We start from the raw sequence: 13,325 nt of genomic DNA, 5'->3' as shown, positions 1-13,325 counted from the left end.
TGAAGAGCGCTGCGCGCTCTCAACGGGGCATGTGCTGGAAATCGGCCGGAGTGAATGCCTCTCCCCGGACGAGGTCAAGTTTTAATTGCAGCGATTTCTGATTTTGATGGAAAATAACAAAGCGACGGCCCCGCAAGCACGTTTTATGAGGTGAAACAAAAGGTTGATGAATAGATTCATCACAATAATTCATGCATCGGACGATAGCGGCGCGATTTGCCGCATGCGATGCTGGCGATCTGACGGCATTTTGCAGGAGGAAAATCATGGCATGGTCCGCCCACCAATATCTGAAATTCGAAGACGAGCGGACGCGTCCCGCGCGTGATCTTCTGGCGCAGGTGCCGCTGGAGCGAGTGCTGAATGGCTATGACCTCGGCTGCGGCCCCGGCAATTCCACCGAGCTTCTGACCGACCGTTACGGCGTCAATGTCATTACCGGCATCGACAGCGATGACGACATGCTGGAAAAGGCGGCGGACCGGCTGCCGACCACGCGCTTCGGCAAGGCCGATCTTTCCCAGTGGAAGCCGGCGCAGAAGGCAGACCTGCTTTACGCCAATGCCGTGTTCCAATGGGTGCCGGATCATCTCACCGTTCTTTCGCAACTGATGGACCAGTTGGAAAGCGGCGGCGTTCTGGCCGTGCAGATGCCCGACAATCTGCAGGAGCCGACGCATCGCGCCATGGAGGAAACCGGAGCGAACGGTTCCTGGAAGGACACGTTTGCAGATGGCAGGCTGCGCCGCAAACCCCTGCCCGCGCCTTCGGATTATTTCGATGCGCTGACGCCGAAATCCGCGCGGGTGGATGTGTGGCACACCATCTATAATCATCCGATGAAGGATGCGGAAAGCATCGTCGAATGGGTCAAGGGCACGGGGCTGCGCCCCTATCTCACCGCTGCCGGCGAGGAAAACCGCGAAGCCTTCCTCGCCGACTATACGCGGCGCATCAAGGCGGCCTATCCGCCGATGGCGGACGGCCGCCTGCTTCTGCGCTTTCCCCGGCTTTTTGTGGTGGCGGTGAAGAAGTAGCGCACGCTACACGATGCCGCGTTTTTCGCATGCTGGCGCATCCTCTCAACCCTCATTCCTGTGCTTGTCACAGGAATCCAGCCGGCGCGCGTCTGCGCGATGGGGAGAGACTTCCCAGCCCAAGGACTTGGGCTGGCTGGATCCCTGTGACAAGCACAGGGATGAGGAGCGTACGGGATGCAGAGTACGATGAAAGAGGTCAAGCTTCCTTAGCCAAACAGTCCTCAACGCATTCTCTCTAACCTGCAAAGGCATAGACCCGGAGACGGTGATTGTCAGGGTCGGCGGCGGTAAAGGTGTAGCCGAATTCCATGCCCGCGGGCTGCTGCAGCATATCGATGCCCTTCGCCTTCCAATCCGCAAAAATCTCGTCCACCCGCGCATCGTTTTCAACGCGGAAGGCAAGCTCGCCGCCGCCGCCCGTGACCGATGCCTTCGGCTCCACGGTGTGCCGCGACCAAAGGCCGAGTTTCATGCCGTTCTGAAGCACGAAGAGCGAGAATGTCGGCGAGGCTTCGACCGGCTCCGCACCCAGCAGGGCCCTGTAAAATTCGGTGCTGGCCGGCGGGTTGTCAACGTAAAGGATGGTGAAATCGGGGTGGGTCATGGCTGTTCTCCTGTGTTGCGGATGAACGGTTTCTAGACCCCGCTGTTGTCAGTTTTTGTCAGCATGATGCCGCCGCCGCTGTTTTTCCCTTTCGCGCCATTCTTTCAGCAGCGCCTGGCGGCGGCGCGGATAACGGCTGTCGAGAGGGCGGAAATCTTCGATGCGGTCGGCCCGGAAACTGCGGTAGTCCTGCCGTGTCTCGCACCAGCCCAGCACCACCCGCACCAGATCGAAAAAAGCGAGCGCGAAGGGCCAGATCACCCGTTCCGTCACCTCTCCCTTTTCATCGCGATAGGTGATGAGGACCCTGCTTTCCTTACGGATCGTATCGCGAATGGTCGCCAGATCGACATGGATGGCGGCAAGGCCCTGCCCCGGACCGACAAGCAGGGTGGAATGATCGAGTTCCTCACGCAGGGCATCGGGAAGCACGGCGCCGATCTTGACGAGAGCGGCGCGGGCGGCCTCCGCCAATCCCGCATCAGCGCGGCCCGCCACCCAGCGCGAGCCGAGCACCAGCGCCTCGATTTCCTGCTGCGAAAACATCAGCGGCGGCAACAGGAAACCGGGGCGCAGCACATAACCCACGCCCGCTTCGCCCTCGATATCCGCGCCCTGCGCCTGAAGCGTCGCTATATCGCGGTAGAGCGTGCGCAGGCTGACGCCGGTTTGCGCGGCAAGGGCCGCGCCGCTGACCGGCATGCGGTGGGAGCGCAGGATCTGCAACAGATCGAGAAGCCGTTGTGAGCGTGACACGCGATATTTCCTTCCACCGCATAGCCAGACCGTGGCGTTGACGATCCCGGCGATAGACGCGTAGCGCCGCCGGCCGCCGGGCGCAACCATGCAAAAAAGGGTGGACAAGGCCGCGTCGCCAGCATGTAGATAGGGTCAGGCTCTTTCACGCCCCTCCCATCCGCCACAGGCATTTCGAGTTTCCGCCATGATCGTTCGTCCAAAACCGAACCTGCTACAGCTTTTCCTCATCGTGCGCGGCTCCATCATCGTCCGCATCTTTCCGCAGGTGCTTGCGGTTTTCCTGCTGTCGACGCTGGTTGTCTGGGCGCACAAGGACCGGCCGGATCTGGTGCAGGCGTTAAACGGCGCGCCCTTTTCGCTGCTCGGCATCGCGCTTTCGGTGTTTCTCGGTTTTCGCGCCAATGCCTGTTACGACCGCTGGTGGGAAGCCCGCAAGCAATGGGGTGCGCTGATTACCGTCGCCCGCGCGCTTTCACGCCAGAGCCTCATGCTCGATAGCCGGCAGGATGTCGCCGACCCCGTTACCCGCCGGCGGATCACCGATCTTGCCATCGCCTTCTGCCACGCGCTGGTTTCGCATCTGCGCCCCGGCGATGCGACCGCCACTGCGGCCAGCCTCGTTCCGGATGATCTCAGGAATATTTACGACCGCAGCCGCAACCGGCCGGACATGCTGCTGCGCGAAATATCCGGCGCCGTCGTCTCCGCCCATGGCAAGGGGCAGATCAGCGATATCCAGCTGCAGATGCTGGATGCCACCGTGCAGCAGATGGGGGCCGCGCAGGCTTCGTGCGAGCGTATCCGCCAGACGCCGGTTCCCTTCGGTTATTCGCTGCTGCTTCACCGTACCGCGCATCTGTTCTGCCTGCTGCTGCCGTTCGGTTTCACGGACCTGCTCGGCTGGGCCACGCCGTTTACCGCCACGCTCATCGCCTATACATTCTTCGGTCTCGATGCGCTGTCCGACGAGCTGGAGGACCCCTTCGGCACCGGCCTCAATGCGCTGCCGATCAATTCGCTCGCCACCACCATCGAGATCAATCTGCGCGAGGCGATGGGCGAGACCGATCTGCCGGCCGATCCGCGCCCGGTGGACTACGTGCTGATGTGATATCGTCCCGCCGGGTTGAAACCGATCGCGCGGACACCAGTTAATGAAAGACGGCTTCCCCCGCCCGGCATCCCGCGCCGGCGATGTTTTCAGCAAACAGGAGAGACATCCCATGTATGACGTCAGCGCGAATGGCGCGAATATTCCCGCCCTCGGTTTCGGCACCTTCCGCATTCCGGAAGACGATGTCAGGCGCATTCTGCCGGAAGCGCTGAAACTCGGCTTCCGCCATGTCGATACCGCCCAGATCTACAAGAACGAAGGCGCGGTCGGCGAGGTCATCGCGCAATCGGGCATTTCCCGGCATGATATCTTTCTCACCACCAAGGTCTGGGTGGATCGCTTCCGCCACGACGATTTTCTCGCTTCCGTCGAGGAAAGCCTTGCGAAGCTGAAGACCGACTATGTCGATCTGCTGCTGCTGCACTGGCCGAAGAGCGATGTGCCGCTTGCCGAGCGCATGGGTGCGCTGAACGCGGTACGCAAGGCCGGCAAGGCGCGCAATATCGGTATTTCCAACTTCAATGTGGCGCTGACCGAAGAGGCGGTGAAGCTTTCCGACACGCCGCTTGCCACCAACCAGATCGAATATCACCCCTATCTCGACCAGACGAAGGTGATTTCGGCGGCGCGCAAGCACGGGATGTCGGTGACGGCCTATTATCTGATGGCCGATGGCAAGGTGCCGAACGATCCCGTGCTGAAGGATATCGGCGCAAAACACGGCAAGACCGCCGCGCAGGTGACCCTGCGCTGGGCGGTGCAGCAGCCGGATATCGTGGCGCTCTCCAAGACGGCGACCGAAAGCCGCCTCAAGGAGAATTTCGATGTTTTCGATTTTGCGCTGACCGAAGAGGAAATGCGGGCGATCCACGCGCTTGCAAAGCCGAATGGCCGCATCGTCAATCCCGGCCACCTCGCGCCCGATTGGGACGACTGAGGCGGCCTTCCCTCCGCTCTGGTCTCATCGCTCGGTCAGGGCCAGCTTCGCACCCAGCGCCACGAAAGCGGCCGCGAAGCTGCGCCGCAGCCAGGCGAGGACCGCCGGGCGCGACACCACCTGCCGCCGGACCGAGGCGGCGAAACAGCCATAAAGCGCAAATACCAGAAACGTCATGGCCATGAAGATCAGCCCGAGATCGATCATGCGCCATGTCGGCAAAGCCTCATCCGCCGCGATGAACTGCGGCAGGAAAGCGAAAAAGAAGATCGACAGTTTCGGGTTCAGCAAATTGATGAGGATCGCCTCGCCGATGATGCGGGCGGCCTTCCGGGGCTCCCTCGTATCGTCGATCTTCAGCGCACCGTCCTCCCGCAGCGTGTTCCACGCCATGTAGAGGAGGTAGGCGACCCCCAGATATTTGACGATGCCGAAGGCGAGCGCGCTGGTGTGCAGGATGGCGGCAAGGCCGGTGATGGCGGCGAGCAGATGCGGCACGATGCCAAGCGTGCAGCCGAAGGCCGCGATGACGCTCGCCCTCGCCCCCTGCGAAAGACCGGCGGCGAGCGTGTAGACCACGCCGGTTCCGGGAGAAGCGGCGACGATGAAGGATGTGATGAGGAATTCGGGTGTCATGGTGCGGATATGTCCTGTGGGGTGGAGGACAGGAGCATGAGGGTGCGTGGGGTGGGGTGTCTTGGATGAAATTGCGGCACAGACGCTCGTCGGCGCGCGCCGAAGTGGCGGGTCAGAGTATCGGCCAGCCCACTCCGTCCTCATTCCTGTGCCTGTCACAGGAATCCAGTCGACGCGCGTCTGCGCGGCGGGAGGACTCTTTTCAGCCCAAGGACTTGGGCTGGCTGGATTCCTGTGACAGGCACAGGAATGAGGGCGGAGAAAGAATCTACGAAAGCGCCGCCCGGTAAACCGCCGGCGTAACCCCGAATTGCCGCACGAAGAACCGGTTCAGATGGCTCTGGTCGACAAAACCGGCGGCAAAGGCCGCTTCGGCGGGCGGCGTGCCTCTGGCCAGCGCATGGCGGGCCACATGGACACGCCGCTGGAGAAGATAGCTGTGCGGCGTCAGCCCGGTGGCCCTGGCGAAAGCGCGCAGGAAGCGGAACTGGCTCATGCCGGCTTCCGCGGCGAGATCGGCAAGGCGGAACGGCCGGGAGGGCTCATCATCGATGCGGCTTTTCGCCCGCCTTATATTCTCGGGTGCGGCGATTTCGCCCGGCTTCGCCGCCGTCTCCATCGCCCCCGCCAGAAGCGTCAGCAGGGTCTCGTCGCCACGAAGGGTTTCGCCCGGCCGTTCCCTTGCCGTCATGGCTGCAAAGACAGCGTTGAACCGCTTCGCCAGCGGCCTGATATCGACGGGATAGGCGAATTCGAACGCGCCGCGATCCGTCTCGCCGATATCGGCAATGGCGTCGCGGACGATATCGATGTCGAGATAGAGCATCCGCCAGGCGCGGCCGCCCTCCCCGAGCGGAATACCGTCATGCACCTCGCCCGGATTGACGGTGATGAGATGGCCGGCGCCCGCTTCCACCATGCCGCGGCCGGAGAGCGATTTCTGCGCCCCGCGTTCGATGAGACCGATGCCGAACTGATCGTGCATGTGGCGCGGAAAGGAACGGTCGCTATCCGCCACCACGGCGACGACACCGGGCAGAATGGTTTTCGGCATCAGGAACCGGCCTTGGGCCATGAAAGCGCGCGCTCCGCAGATTAGAGCGCGACGCTATCACAGGATGCCCAGTCGCGACAGATGCGGCCCTTTACGGATGCATATGGTTGATCATGGCGAAGACCTGATCGAAATTGCCGTTCTGCGCGGCGAAACGCAGCGGCTTGCAGCGTTCCACCACCACTTCCTTCTCATCCGGGCGATTTTCAAGAATATCCATCACCTCGGAAATGAAGGCGTCGAGCGGCATGGCCCTTTCGTCGCTCGCCTGCCCCTCGCCCATCAACGTCGTCTGCACATAGGGCGGCACGATTTCGATGACCTCCACCGGTGTTTCCTTCAGTTGCTCGCGCAGCGCGACCGAATAGGCGTGGATGGCCGATTTGGTGGCGCTGTAGGTGGGGGTCAGCACCATGGGCACGAAGGCGAGGCCGGAGGAAACCGTTAGAACCGTGGCGGCAGGCTGTTTCAGGAAATGCGGCAAAAGCGCCGCCGTCAGGCGAATGGGTGCTAGAAGATTGGTGGCGATGGTTTCTTCGGCCGTGTCGAGATAATCCGGTGCTGCGGCGATGTCTTCCGGCCGCATGATACCGGCATTGTTGATGACGGCGTTGAGGGTCGGATGGGCCTTCACCAGAGCTTCGGCAAACGCGCGAATGCCTGCGGCGTCCGTCGCGTCCATCACCATCGAGGCCATGCCGGGATTGGCGGCCGTCACCTCGTCGAGCACGGCCTTGCGGCGGCCGGAAATGATGACCCGGTTGCCGGCCTTGTGAAACGCTTCCGCCAGCGCCCGGCCGATGCCGGAACCGCCGCCGGTGATGAGAATGGTGTTATCAGCGATTTTCATTGGAGCATCCTTTGCTTGTTGGCTGAAAGGAAGTTAGCTATGATACTCTCCAATCGAAAGTAGGCACCCAAAAGATTTATACTTACCCAAAGGAGAGTGTGAGATGAAACGGCACGCCGCCGACCCGGCCATCGAAAGCCGGCGCAAGGTTCCGCCACCCACGGATACCGATCGGGCGATAGAGGCGCTGGTTCAGGACATCATTGCCAAGGTGGCCGACAAATGGACGATGCTCATTCTGGAAGTGCTGGAAGAGCATGGCACGCTGCGCTTCACGCAGATCGGCAGGCTGGTCGGCAATATCAGCCAGAAGATGCTGACGAAAACGCTGCGGCAGATGGAAAGCGACGGGCTGGTGCGCCGCACCGTGCATCCCGTCATCCCGCCGCATGTGGATTACGGCCTGACGAACCTCGGCCGCACGCTGGGCAGCGCCTTTTGCGGCGTGTGGATATGGGCGGAAACGCACCATGCCGAAATAGAAGAGGCGCGACGCCTGTTCAATGAACAGCCGCCGCGCCCCGCTATGGAGTAGTTTCGCCTCAGGCGAACTGGCTGAGGCCCGGAACCGAGGCGATTACCTGATCGACAACCTCATCGCCCGCATGCTGGCGGGCAACGGAGATGGTTTCCTTGGCGAGAGTGGAAATCTCGCTCATGCCGAGGCCCTGGCTCATCAGCTGCTGGCCCAGCCCCATGATACCGCCGCCGCCGATCGCGCTCATCAAGCCGCCAAGCAGACCGCCGCCGCCGGCGCCTTCGCCATTATACTGCGCCACCAGTTCGCTGGCGCCGGGAATGGCTTCGATCATGCGGGCGATCGGGCCGTCTTCCGCCTCACGCTGAAGAAAACCGAGAATCATGCCAATGGCCTTTTCGGCCAGTTCGGGGCTTATTCCCGCCTTCTCGGCGATCTGGCTCACGACTTCGTTCATTCTTGCCTCCTGTTGAAAAACGACGCCAACATCGAATAACTGACGTTAACGTCAACGTAAAACAATATCATGCCGCATTCAAGCGGCCAGGGTCAGGTGCGGCAACTTTCATCAAGCGGTTTTTCTTCATCGCCATCAAGCAGTTGTTGCGCCTTGAAACTGTCCTTATAAGATCATCACAACCAAACTATGAAAAGGCCGCTATCGTCAGAAGTGGCCACAACATGGTAGTGACGCTTTAAATTCGGACATGACTTTTGCAAAATCCACCGCGATTTTAAGGTCATGCACCAGCCGCAGGAGAAAATGGTCGATGTTGCAGGACGGACAGCTCTATATCGGGACCAGCCGCAATCCGGACGACAGCCTGAACAAGGGCGAATATCTGGAACTGAAATTCGGCAACCGCCATGGCCTCATCACCGGCGCGACGGGAACGGGCAAGACCGTGACGTTGCAGGTGCTGGCCGAAGGTTTTTCCAAGGCCGGCGTGCCGGTTTTCTGCGCCGATATCAAGGGCGACCTTTCCGGCATCGCCGCACAGGGCGAAGCCAAGGACTGGGTGCAGAAGCGCGCCGAACAGATCGGCTTCACCGATTTTGCCTATGGCAAATCGCCGGTGATCTTCTGGGATCTCTACGGTGAAAAAGGCCATCGCGTCCGCGCCACCATCGCCGAAATGGGGCCGCTGCTGCTTGCCCGGCTGATGGATGCTTCGGAAGCGCAGGAAGGCGTGCTCAACATCGCCTTCAAGATCGCCGATCAGGGCGGGCTGCCGCTGCTCGATCTCAAGGACCTGCAATCGCTCCTGAACTATATGGGTGAAAACGCAACCGAGCTTTCCAACCAGTTCGGCCTGATTTCCAAGGCCTCGGTCGGTTCGCTGCAGCGCGGGCTGCTGGTTCTGGAACAGCAGGGTGCGGCGAATTTCTTCGGCGAACCGGCGCTGAAAATCGCCGACATCATGCGTGTGGGCACGGATGGGGTTGGCACGATTTCGGTTCTCGCCGCCGACAAACTGATGATGAACCCGCGCCTTTACGCCACCTTCCTGCTCTGGATGCTTTCGGAACTGTTCGAAGAGCTGCCGGAAGTGGGCGACCCGGAAAAGCCACGTCTGGTGTTCTTCTTCGACGAGGCGCATCTGCTCTTCAACGATGCGCCGCGAGTGCTGGTGGAGCGCGTGGAACAGGTGGTGCGGCTCATCCGCTCCAAGGGCGTCGGCGTCTATTTCGTGACGCAGAACCCGCTCGACGTGCCGGAAACCGTTCTCGCCCAGCTCGGCAACCGCGTGCAGCACGCGCTTCGCGCCTATACGCCGCGCGAGCAGAAGGCGGTGCGCACCGCGGCCGACACCTTCCGCCAGAACCCGGCTTTCAACACCGCCGACACCATCACCACGCTCGGCACCGGTGAGGCGCTGATTTCCACCCTGCACGACAAGGGCGCTCCCTCCATCGTCGAGCGCACGCTGGTACGTCCGCCTTCCGGCCGTGTCGGGCCGCTCACCGATGCGGAACGCAAGTCCCTGATCGATGTGAGCCCCGTCGCCGGGCAATATGACAAGGATATCGACCGGGAATCGGCCTTCGAAATCCTCGCCGCCCGCGCCCAGAAGGCTGCCGATGCAGAAGCCGCCAGACGTGCGGAAGAAGAAAACGCCGCCAGCCAGTCCGAGAGCGCTTCCGGCCGCTGGCGCCTGCCCGGCTTTGGCGATGAAGAACCCGCACCGGCCTCCACCGGCTCGCGCAATGGCGGCGCACGCAAGACCGGATACCAGCGCGAAACGGTGATCGAGGCGGCAATGAAAAGCGCTGCCCGCTCGGTTGCCACGTCGGTCGGCCGCGCCATCGTGCGCGGGATTCTGGGTAGTTTGAAGCGATAGAAACGGATACGCCGCCGGCCCTCGATGGGGCGGGCGGCGCGTGATTGGCGGGACGTTACTTCTGGCGATAGAAGATCATGCCGCCGTGATAAAGCACGTCGTCGACGAATTCGCCGTCGGCGGTAAAGCCGGTATCGTCCCAATAATCGATATGGTTTCCCTTCACCTCATACCGCCCCCGATAGGCGCTTTTGCGGTTGCCCCGCGCCTCGTCATACCGGCCATTCGGCAGAAGTTCCTGGCGAATGTGGCCATCGCCGGTGACCCACATGCCGATATAGGGGTGGTTCCGGGTTTGAGACGTTTCGGTCATATTCACGTCCATGGCGTCGCTCGCTTTGCGGGAACCCGTATCGGCGGAAGCCGTTGCAAGCAGAAGCGCAACGGATGTCGAAACAATGCTCATTGTTTTTGCCCTCCAGATGCGGCGTTGGCGCGGCGTTCCTCAAACAGCTCGGCAAGCGTGCGGGATGCGGCGATGGCTTTGGGAAAACCTGCGGGAACGGTGATCAGATAGACCATTTCCTTCAGCTCTTCGTCGGTTGCGCCCACATTGAGCGCATAACCGGCATGGACCTTCATCAGATCACGCTCGCCAAGGGCCGCCATGACCGCAACGGCGGCAAGCTGGCGGGTGCGGTTGTCCAGACCCGGCCGGGACCAGACCTCCCCTAGGGCGTAGCCTTCAGTCGCATCCGCAAGGAAAGGAAACTCCTGCCGCAGACGTTCCAGATTAGACTGGGGCTGGCCATTATTGAGGCTGCGGACGACTTCATCGCCACGCTTCAGCCTGTCATCCAGTCGTTGCGGATTGGCGATGGCGGCACTTGCCGCAAGCATGGCAACCGCAAGCACGGTCGGAAAAATCGCTTTCATGTCGCTCTCCTCAGGCGGCGGTGGGTCGGACGACGATCTCATTGACGTCCACATCGTCGGGCTGCTCGATGGCGTAACGCACCGCGCGGCCGATGGCGTCGGGCTTCAGGGCGATGGCCCGATAGGTCTGCATCAGTTCCGCAGCGGCGGGATCGGTGATGGTGTGGGCAAGTTCGCTTTCCACCACGCCGGGGTGAATGCAGGTGACCCGCAGGTCGCGGTTTTCCTGCCGCAGCCCGTCCGAAATCGCCCGCACTGCAAATTTCGTCGCGCAATAAACCGCAGCCGTGGGCGAGACGGCGAGCGCACCGATGGAGGCGATGTTGATGATATGGCCGGAAGAACGGGCCGTCATCTCGGGCAGAACGGCGGCGACGCCATAAAGCACACCCTTGATGTTGACGTCGATCATGCGGTCCCATTCGTCGACCTTCAGGGACGACATCAGCGACAGCGGCATGATGCCGGCATTGTTGACGATGACGTCGACCTGCCCGAAAGCCTTGCGCCCCGCCTCCGCAAAGACCTCGACGCTCTGTCTGTCCGTCACGTTCAGCGGCTGGATGATGACCTCGGCGCCCTTCCCGCGCAATTCTTCGGCAAGCGCCTGCAAGCGGTCCATGCGGCGCGCGCCCAGCACCAGCTTCGCCCCGGCGGCGGCCAGTTCCCTTGCGATACCCTCACCGATCCCGCTCGATGCACCTGTGATGAGAACGACTTTGTTCAATGTCATGGCTTTCTCCTTGGTGTTACGGCCGGTTTTTCTGGAAGCGACCGTTGCGGACAAGATAAAGCTTGGGCATTGTCGTGATAACCGCCTCAATCATAACCTCAATGGGTAGAATTTCTAACCAATGAACATCGATCTCAACGCGCTTTCGACATTCTGCATGGTTGCCGAGGAACGCAACTTCCGGGCCGTTGCAGACAGGCTCGGCGTAACCCGCTCCGCCGTCAGCCAGACCATCCGCAAGCTTGAAGAAACGATGGGAATAGCGCTGGTGCAGCGCACGACGCGCAGCGTCAGCCTGACGGAAGCGGGACAGCAGCTTTATGCGGATGTGTCGCCATCCATCGGCAATCTCGTTGAGGCTGCCAATGCCGCGTCGTCCCTGAGCGACGCCGTGCGCGGGCAGTTGCGGCTTGCGGTGTCCTCGATAGCCGAGCGTTTTTTATCCGGGCCATTGCTTGCGCGCTTTGCGGAAATACATCCCGAAGTGCAGCTCGATATCGTCGTGACGGACGAGGAATTCGATATCGTCGCCGAGCACTACGATGCCGGCGTGCGTCTTGGAGAACTGATCGCGCAGGACATGATTGCGGTTCCGGTTTCCGTTCCGCAGCGGCAGCTCGCCGTCTGCTCGCCGCACTATCGGGACCGCTTCGGCCTGCCGGCGCAGCCCCGCGAATTGATAGGGCACAGGTGTATCGGCTGGCGACCGCGTCCGGGTGTGGCGCCGTACAGGTGGGAATTTGCGGAAAACGGCCGCGAATTCGCGGTGGCGGTGGAGCCAGCCTTCACCACCAACGACATGCAGTTGATGATCAAGCTGGCCTGCGCCGGTGCGGGCATCACATTCGGCATGGAAGAGACATTCCGCCCCTATCTGGAGAGCGGACAGCTCGTTTCCATGCTGGAAGACCACTCCCCGAGCTTTGCGGGATTTTATCTCTATTATCCCAGCCGCCACAATCTTGCGCCGAAGCTGCGTGCCTTCATCGATCACGTCCGCCTGTCGAGAGAGCGGTAATCTGCCGGAGCGAGCCCCGGCAGATCGTTAGAAAACAGGGCTATTTCCTCTGCGAAACCAGCGAGAAATAAGCGCCCTGCGGATCGACGCAGTTGACGATCCAGCTTTCGCCGGGAACCTCCATCGGACCGTTGACGACCTTGCCGCCGCCGGTGCTGACGCGGGTAATGGCGTCATCGATACCGTCCACATTGAAATAATAACCCCAGTGACAGACGGGGACCTGCGGCATGCGTTTCATCATGCCGCCGACGGCCTTGCCCCTGTAGGCGAAGATGCGGTACGGGCCCATGTCGCCCATGTCGAAATCATGATCCTTGGTCCAGCCGAACACATCGCCGTAAAAGGCCATGGCCTCATCGACATTATCGGTGAAGAGCTCGTGCCAGCCGACATGGCCCTGCTTTTCCTGCATATCCTCGGGGAAACCGCCGGTTTCCATCGGCAGCGGCGTCATGATGCAGAGTACCGCACCGAAGGGATCAGCGACCACGGCGAAGCGGCCGATTTCGGGAATGTCCTGCGGCGGACGTCTGACCGCGCCGCCCTTTTCGGCGAATTGTTTCGCCGTGGTGTCCACGTCGTCGACATCGACATAGGCGGTCCAGTTTGGGGGAATGCCCTGGCCCTTATGCTCGTCGGTCAGCTCCATGACGCCGCCCATGCCCTTGCCATAGGCCTCCAGCACCAGATAGGGCATTTCCGGCGAGCCGAAATCCTTGGTCTGCCAGCCGACGACATGACCATAAAAGCGGGCTGCCGCTTCCATGTCGGGCGTCATCAGCTCGACCCAGATGAATTTTCCATGTGTATCGGACATTGTCGTCTCCTATGGAGGGTTTGGCGGGTGTGTTTCGGCAAGCGCCCGCCGCAGGATGCGGCGG

The 13,325-nt window shown here is 61.4% G+C and carries 16 protein-coding genes; 6 read left to right on the top strand and 10 right to left on the bottom strand.

The genetic code is table 11. From position 1 onward, the window contains the following. The first annotated feature begins 266 nt into the window (after positions 1-266). Positions 267-1,037: a trans-aconitate 2-methyltransferase gene (gene tam / locus CFBP4996_RS02695; protein WP_080852509.1), complete on the top strand. Its 771-nt coding sequence runs from the start codon at positions 267-269 to the stop codon at positions 1,035-1,037. 238 nt (positions 1,038-1,275) lie between these two features. Here tam and CFBP4996_RS02690 read toward each other — a convergent pair whose 3' ends face one another. After that, positions 1,276-1,644 (bottom strand): VOC family protein, encoded by a 369-nt coding sequence (locus CFBP4996_RS02690; RefSeq protein WP_080852511.1) that lies wholly within the window; start codon positions 1,642-1,644, stop codon positions 1,276-1,278. A 48-nt stretch (positions 1,645-1,692) separates the two neighbouring features. After that, the gene (locus CFBP4996_RS02685; protein WP_080852512.1) at positions 1,693-2,400 is read right to left on the bottom strand and encodes a helix-turn-helix transcriptional regulator; all 708 of its coding nucleotides are present in this window, start codon (positions 2,398-2,400) and stop codon (positions 1,693-1,695) included. Between the two features lie 187 nt (positions 2,401-2,587). Between CFBP4996_RS02685 and CFBP4996_RS02680 the strand changes: the two genes are divergently transcribed. Further along, positions 2,588-3,514, top strand: coding sequence for a bestrophin family protein (locus CFBP4996_RS02680; RefSeq protein WP_080852513.1), 927 nt, complete (start codon positions 2,588-2,590; stop codon positions 3,512-3,514). 112 nt (positions 3,515-3,626) lie between these two features. After that, a complete protein-coding gene (locus tag CFBP4996_RS02675; protein ID WP_080853222.1) occupies positions 3,627-4,454 on the top strand; it encodes an aldo/keto reductase in 828 nt (275 codons plus the stop codon). Positions 4,455-4,478: 24 nt separating this feature from the next. Here the strand turns inward: CFBP4996_RS02675 and CFBP4996_RS02670 are convergent, their stop codons facing one another. From CFBP4996_RS02670 to CFBP4996_RS02660, 3 genes are all read right to left on the bottom strand, one after another. Next, a complete protein-coding gene (locus CFBP4996_RS02670; protein ID WP_080852514.1) occupies positions 4,479-5,090 on the bottom strand; it encodes a LysE family translocator in 612 nt (203 codons plus the stop codon). 268 nt (positions 5,091-5,358) lie between these two features. Next, on the bottom strand, positions 5,359-6,165 hold the full coding sequence (locus CFBP4996_RS02665; protein WP_080852515.1) for an AraC family transcriptional regulator: 807 nt from the start codon (positions 6,163-6,165) through the stop codon (positions 5,359-5,361). A gap of 70 nt (positions 6,166-6,235) precedes the next feature. Next, positions 6,236-6,994 carry an SDR family oxidoreductase gene (locus CFBP4996_RS02660; protein ID WP_059753982.1) on the bottom strand — a complete coding sequence of 253 codons (759 nt, stop codon included), beginning with the start codon at positions 6,992-6,994 and terminating at the stop codon, positions 6,236-6,238. Between the two features lie 103 nt (positions 6,995-7,097). On the opposite strand from CFBP4996_RS02660, the gene CFBP4996_RS02655 reads away from it, so the two are divergent. Then, positions 7,098-7,529, top strand: a complete 432-nt coding sequence (locus CFBP4996_RS02655) for a winged helix-turn-helix transcriptional regulator (protein ID WP_080852516.1) — start codon at positions 7,098-7,100, stop codon at positions 7,527-7,529. A gap of 7 nt (positions 7,530-7,536) precedes the next feature. Here CFBP4996_RS02655 and CFBP4996_RS02650 read toward each other — a convergent pair whose 3' ends face one another. After that, positions 7,537-7,929, bottom strand: a complete 393-nt coding sequence (locus tag CFBP4996_RS02650; protein WP_020813108.1) for a hypothetical protein — start codon at positions 7,927-7,929, stop codon at positions 7,537-7,539. Positions 7,930-8,242: 313 nt separating this feature from the next. Between CFBP4996_RS02650 and CFBP4996_RS02645 the strand changes: the two genes are divergently transcribed. Further along, the gene (locus CFBP4996_RS02645) at positions 8,243-9,814 is read left to right on the top strand and encodes a helicase HerA-like C-terminal domain-containing protein (RefSeq protein ID WP_080852517.1); all 1,572 of its coding nucleotides are present in this window, start codon (positions 8,243-8,245) and stop codon (positions 9,812-9,814) included. 55 nt (positions 9,815-9,869) lie between these two features. Here the strand turns inward: CFBP4996_RS02645 and CFBP4996_RS02640 are convergent, their stop codons facing one another. Genes CFBP4996_RS02640 through CFBP4996_RS02630 form a run of 3 tightly spaced genes read right to left on the bottom strand, consistent with a single transcriptional unit; the run spans position 9,870 to position 11,423 of the window. Then, positions 9,870-10,220, bottom strand: a complete 351-nt coding sequence (locus tag CFBP4996_RS02640) for an Atu4866 domain-containing protein (protein ID WP_080852518.1) — start codon at positions 10,218-10,220, stop codon at positions 9,870-9,872. Beyond that, positions 10,217-10,690: a carboxymuconolactone decarboxylase family protein gene (locus CFBP4996_RS02635; RefSeq protein ID WP_162935912.1), complete on the bottom strand. Its 474-nt coding sequence runs from the start codon at positions 10,688-10,690 to the stop codon at positions 10,217-10,219. Before CFBP4996_RS02635 ends, CFBP4996_RS02640 begins: the two co-directional genes overlap by 4 nt. 10 nt (positions 10,691-10,700) lie before the next feature. Beyond that, positions 10,701-11,423: an SDR family oxidoreductase gene (locus CFBP4996_RS02630; protein WP_080852520.1), complete on the bottom strand. Its 723-nt coding sequence runs from the start codon at positions 11,421-11,423 to the stop codon at positions 10,701-10,703. Positions 11,424-11,544: 121 nt separating this feature from the next. On the opposite strand from CFBP4996_RS02630, the gene CFBP4996_RS02625 reads away from it, so the two are divergent. Then, on the top strand, positions 11,545-12,441 hold the full coding sequence (locus CFBP4996_RS02625; protein ID WP_080852521.1) for a LysR family transcriptional regulator: 897 nt from the start codon (positions 11,545-11,547) through the stop codon (positions 12,439-12,441). Between the two features lie 40 nt (positions 12,442-12,481). Here CFBP4996_RS02625 and CFBP4996_RS02620 read toward each other — a convergent pair whose 3' ends face one another. Next, positions 12,482-13,261 carry a VOC family protein gene (locus CFBP4996_RS02620; protein ID WP_080852522.1) on the bottom strand — a complete coding sequence of 260 codons (780 nt, stop codon included), beginning with the start codon at positions 13,259-13,261 and terminating at the stop codon, positions 12,482-12,484. Positions 13,262-13,325: the final 64 nt, after the last annotated feature.

It is taken from the genome of Agrobacterium leguminum (assembly GCF_005144435.2).
In the GTDB taxonomy this organism is placed as follows: Bacteria; Pseudomonadota; Alphaproteobacteria; order Rhizobiales; family Rhizobiaceae; genus Agrobacterium; species Agrobacterium leguminum.
The sequence above is the reverse complement of the archived record's forward strand: the minus strand, read 5'-3'. Positions and strand labels throughout refer to the sequence as shown.

Bases quoted from the DNA above. Each gene is read 5' to 3' on its own strand.
- tam (WP_080852509.1), top strand. From the start codon at position 267: ATGGCATGGTCCGCCCACCAATATCTGAAATTCGAAGACGAGCGGACG.
- CFBP4996_RS02690 (WP_080852511.1), bottom strand. From the start codon at position 1,644: ATGACCCACCCCGATTTCACCATCCTTTACGTTGACAACCCGCCGGCC.
- CFBP4996_RS02680 (WP_080852513.1), top strand. From the start codon at position 2,588: ATGATCGTTCGTCCAAAACCGAACCTGCTACAGCTTTTCCTCATCGTG.
- CFBP4996_RS02675 (WP_080853222.1), top strand. From the start codon at position 3,627: ATGTATGACGTCAGCGCGAATGGCGCGAATATTCCCGCCCTCGGTTTC.
- CFBP4996_RS02670 (WP_080852514.1), bottom strand. From the start codon at position 5,090: ATGACACCCGAATTCCTCATCACATCCTTCATCGTCGCCGCTTCTCCC.
- CFBP4996_RS02665 (WP_080852515.1), bottom strand. From the start codon at position 6,165: ATGGCCCAAGGCCGGTTCCTGATGCCGAAAACCATTCTGCCCGGTGTC.
- CFBP4996_RS02660 (WP_059753982.1), bottom strand. From the start codon at position 6,994: ATGAAAATCGCTGATAACACCATTCTCATCACCGGCGGCGGTTCCGGC.
- CFBP4996_RS02655 (WP_080852516.1), top strand. From the start codon at position 7,098: ATGAAACGGCACGCCGCCGACCCGGCCATCGAAAGCCGGCGCAAGGTT.
- CFBP4996_RS02650 (WP_020813108.1), bottom strand. From the start codon at position 7,929: ATGAACGAAGTCGTGAGCCAGATCGCCGAGAAGGCGGGAATAAGCCCC.
- CFBP4996_RS02645 (WP_080852517.1), top strand. From the start codon at position 8,243: ATGTTGCAGGACGGACAGCTCTATATCGGGACCAGCCGCAATCCGGAC.
- CFBP4996_RS02640 (WP_080852518.1), bottom strand. From the start codon at position 10,220: ATGAGCATTGTTTCGACATCCGTTGCGCTTCTGCTTGCAACGGCTTCC.
- CFBP4996_RS02635 (WP_162935912.1), bottom strand. From the start codon at position 10,690: ATGAAAGCGATTTTTCCGACCGTGCTTGCGGTTGCCATGCTTGCGGCA.
- CFBP4996_RS02630 (WP_080852520.1), bottom strand. From the start codon at position 11,423: ATGACATTGAACAAAGTCGTTCTCATCACAGGTGCATCGAGCGGGATC.
- CFBP4996_RS02625 (WP_080852521.1), top strand. From the start codon at position 11,545: ATGAACATCGATCTCAACGCGCTTTCGACATTCTGCATGGTTGCCGAG.
- CFBP4996_RS02620 (WP_080852522.1), bottom strand. From the start codon at position 13,261: ATGTCCGATACACATGGAAAATTCATCTGGGTCGAGCTGATGACGCCC.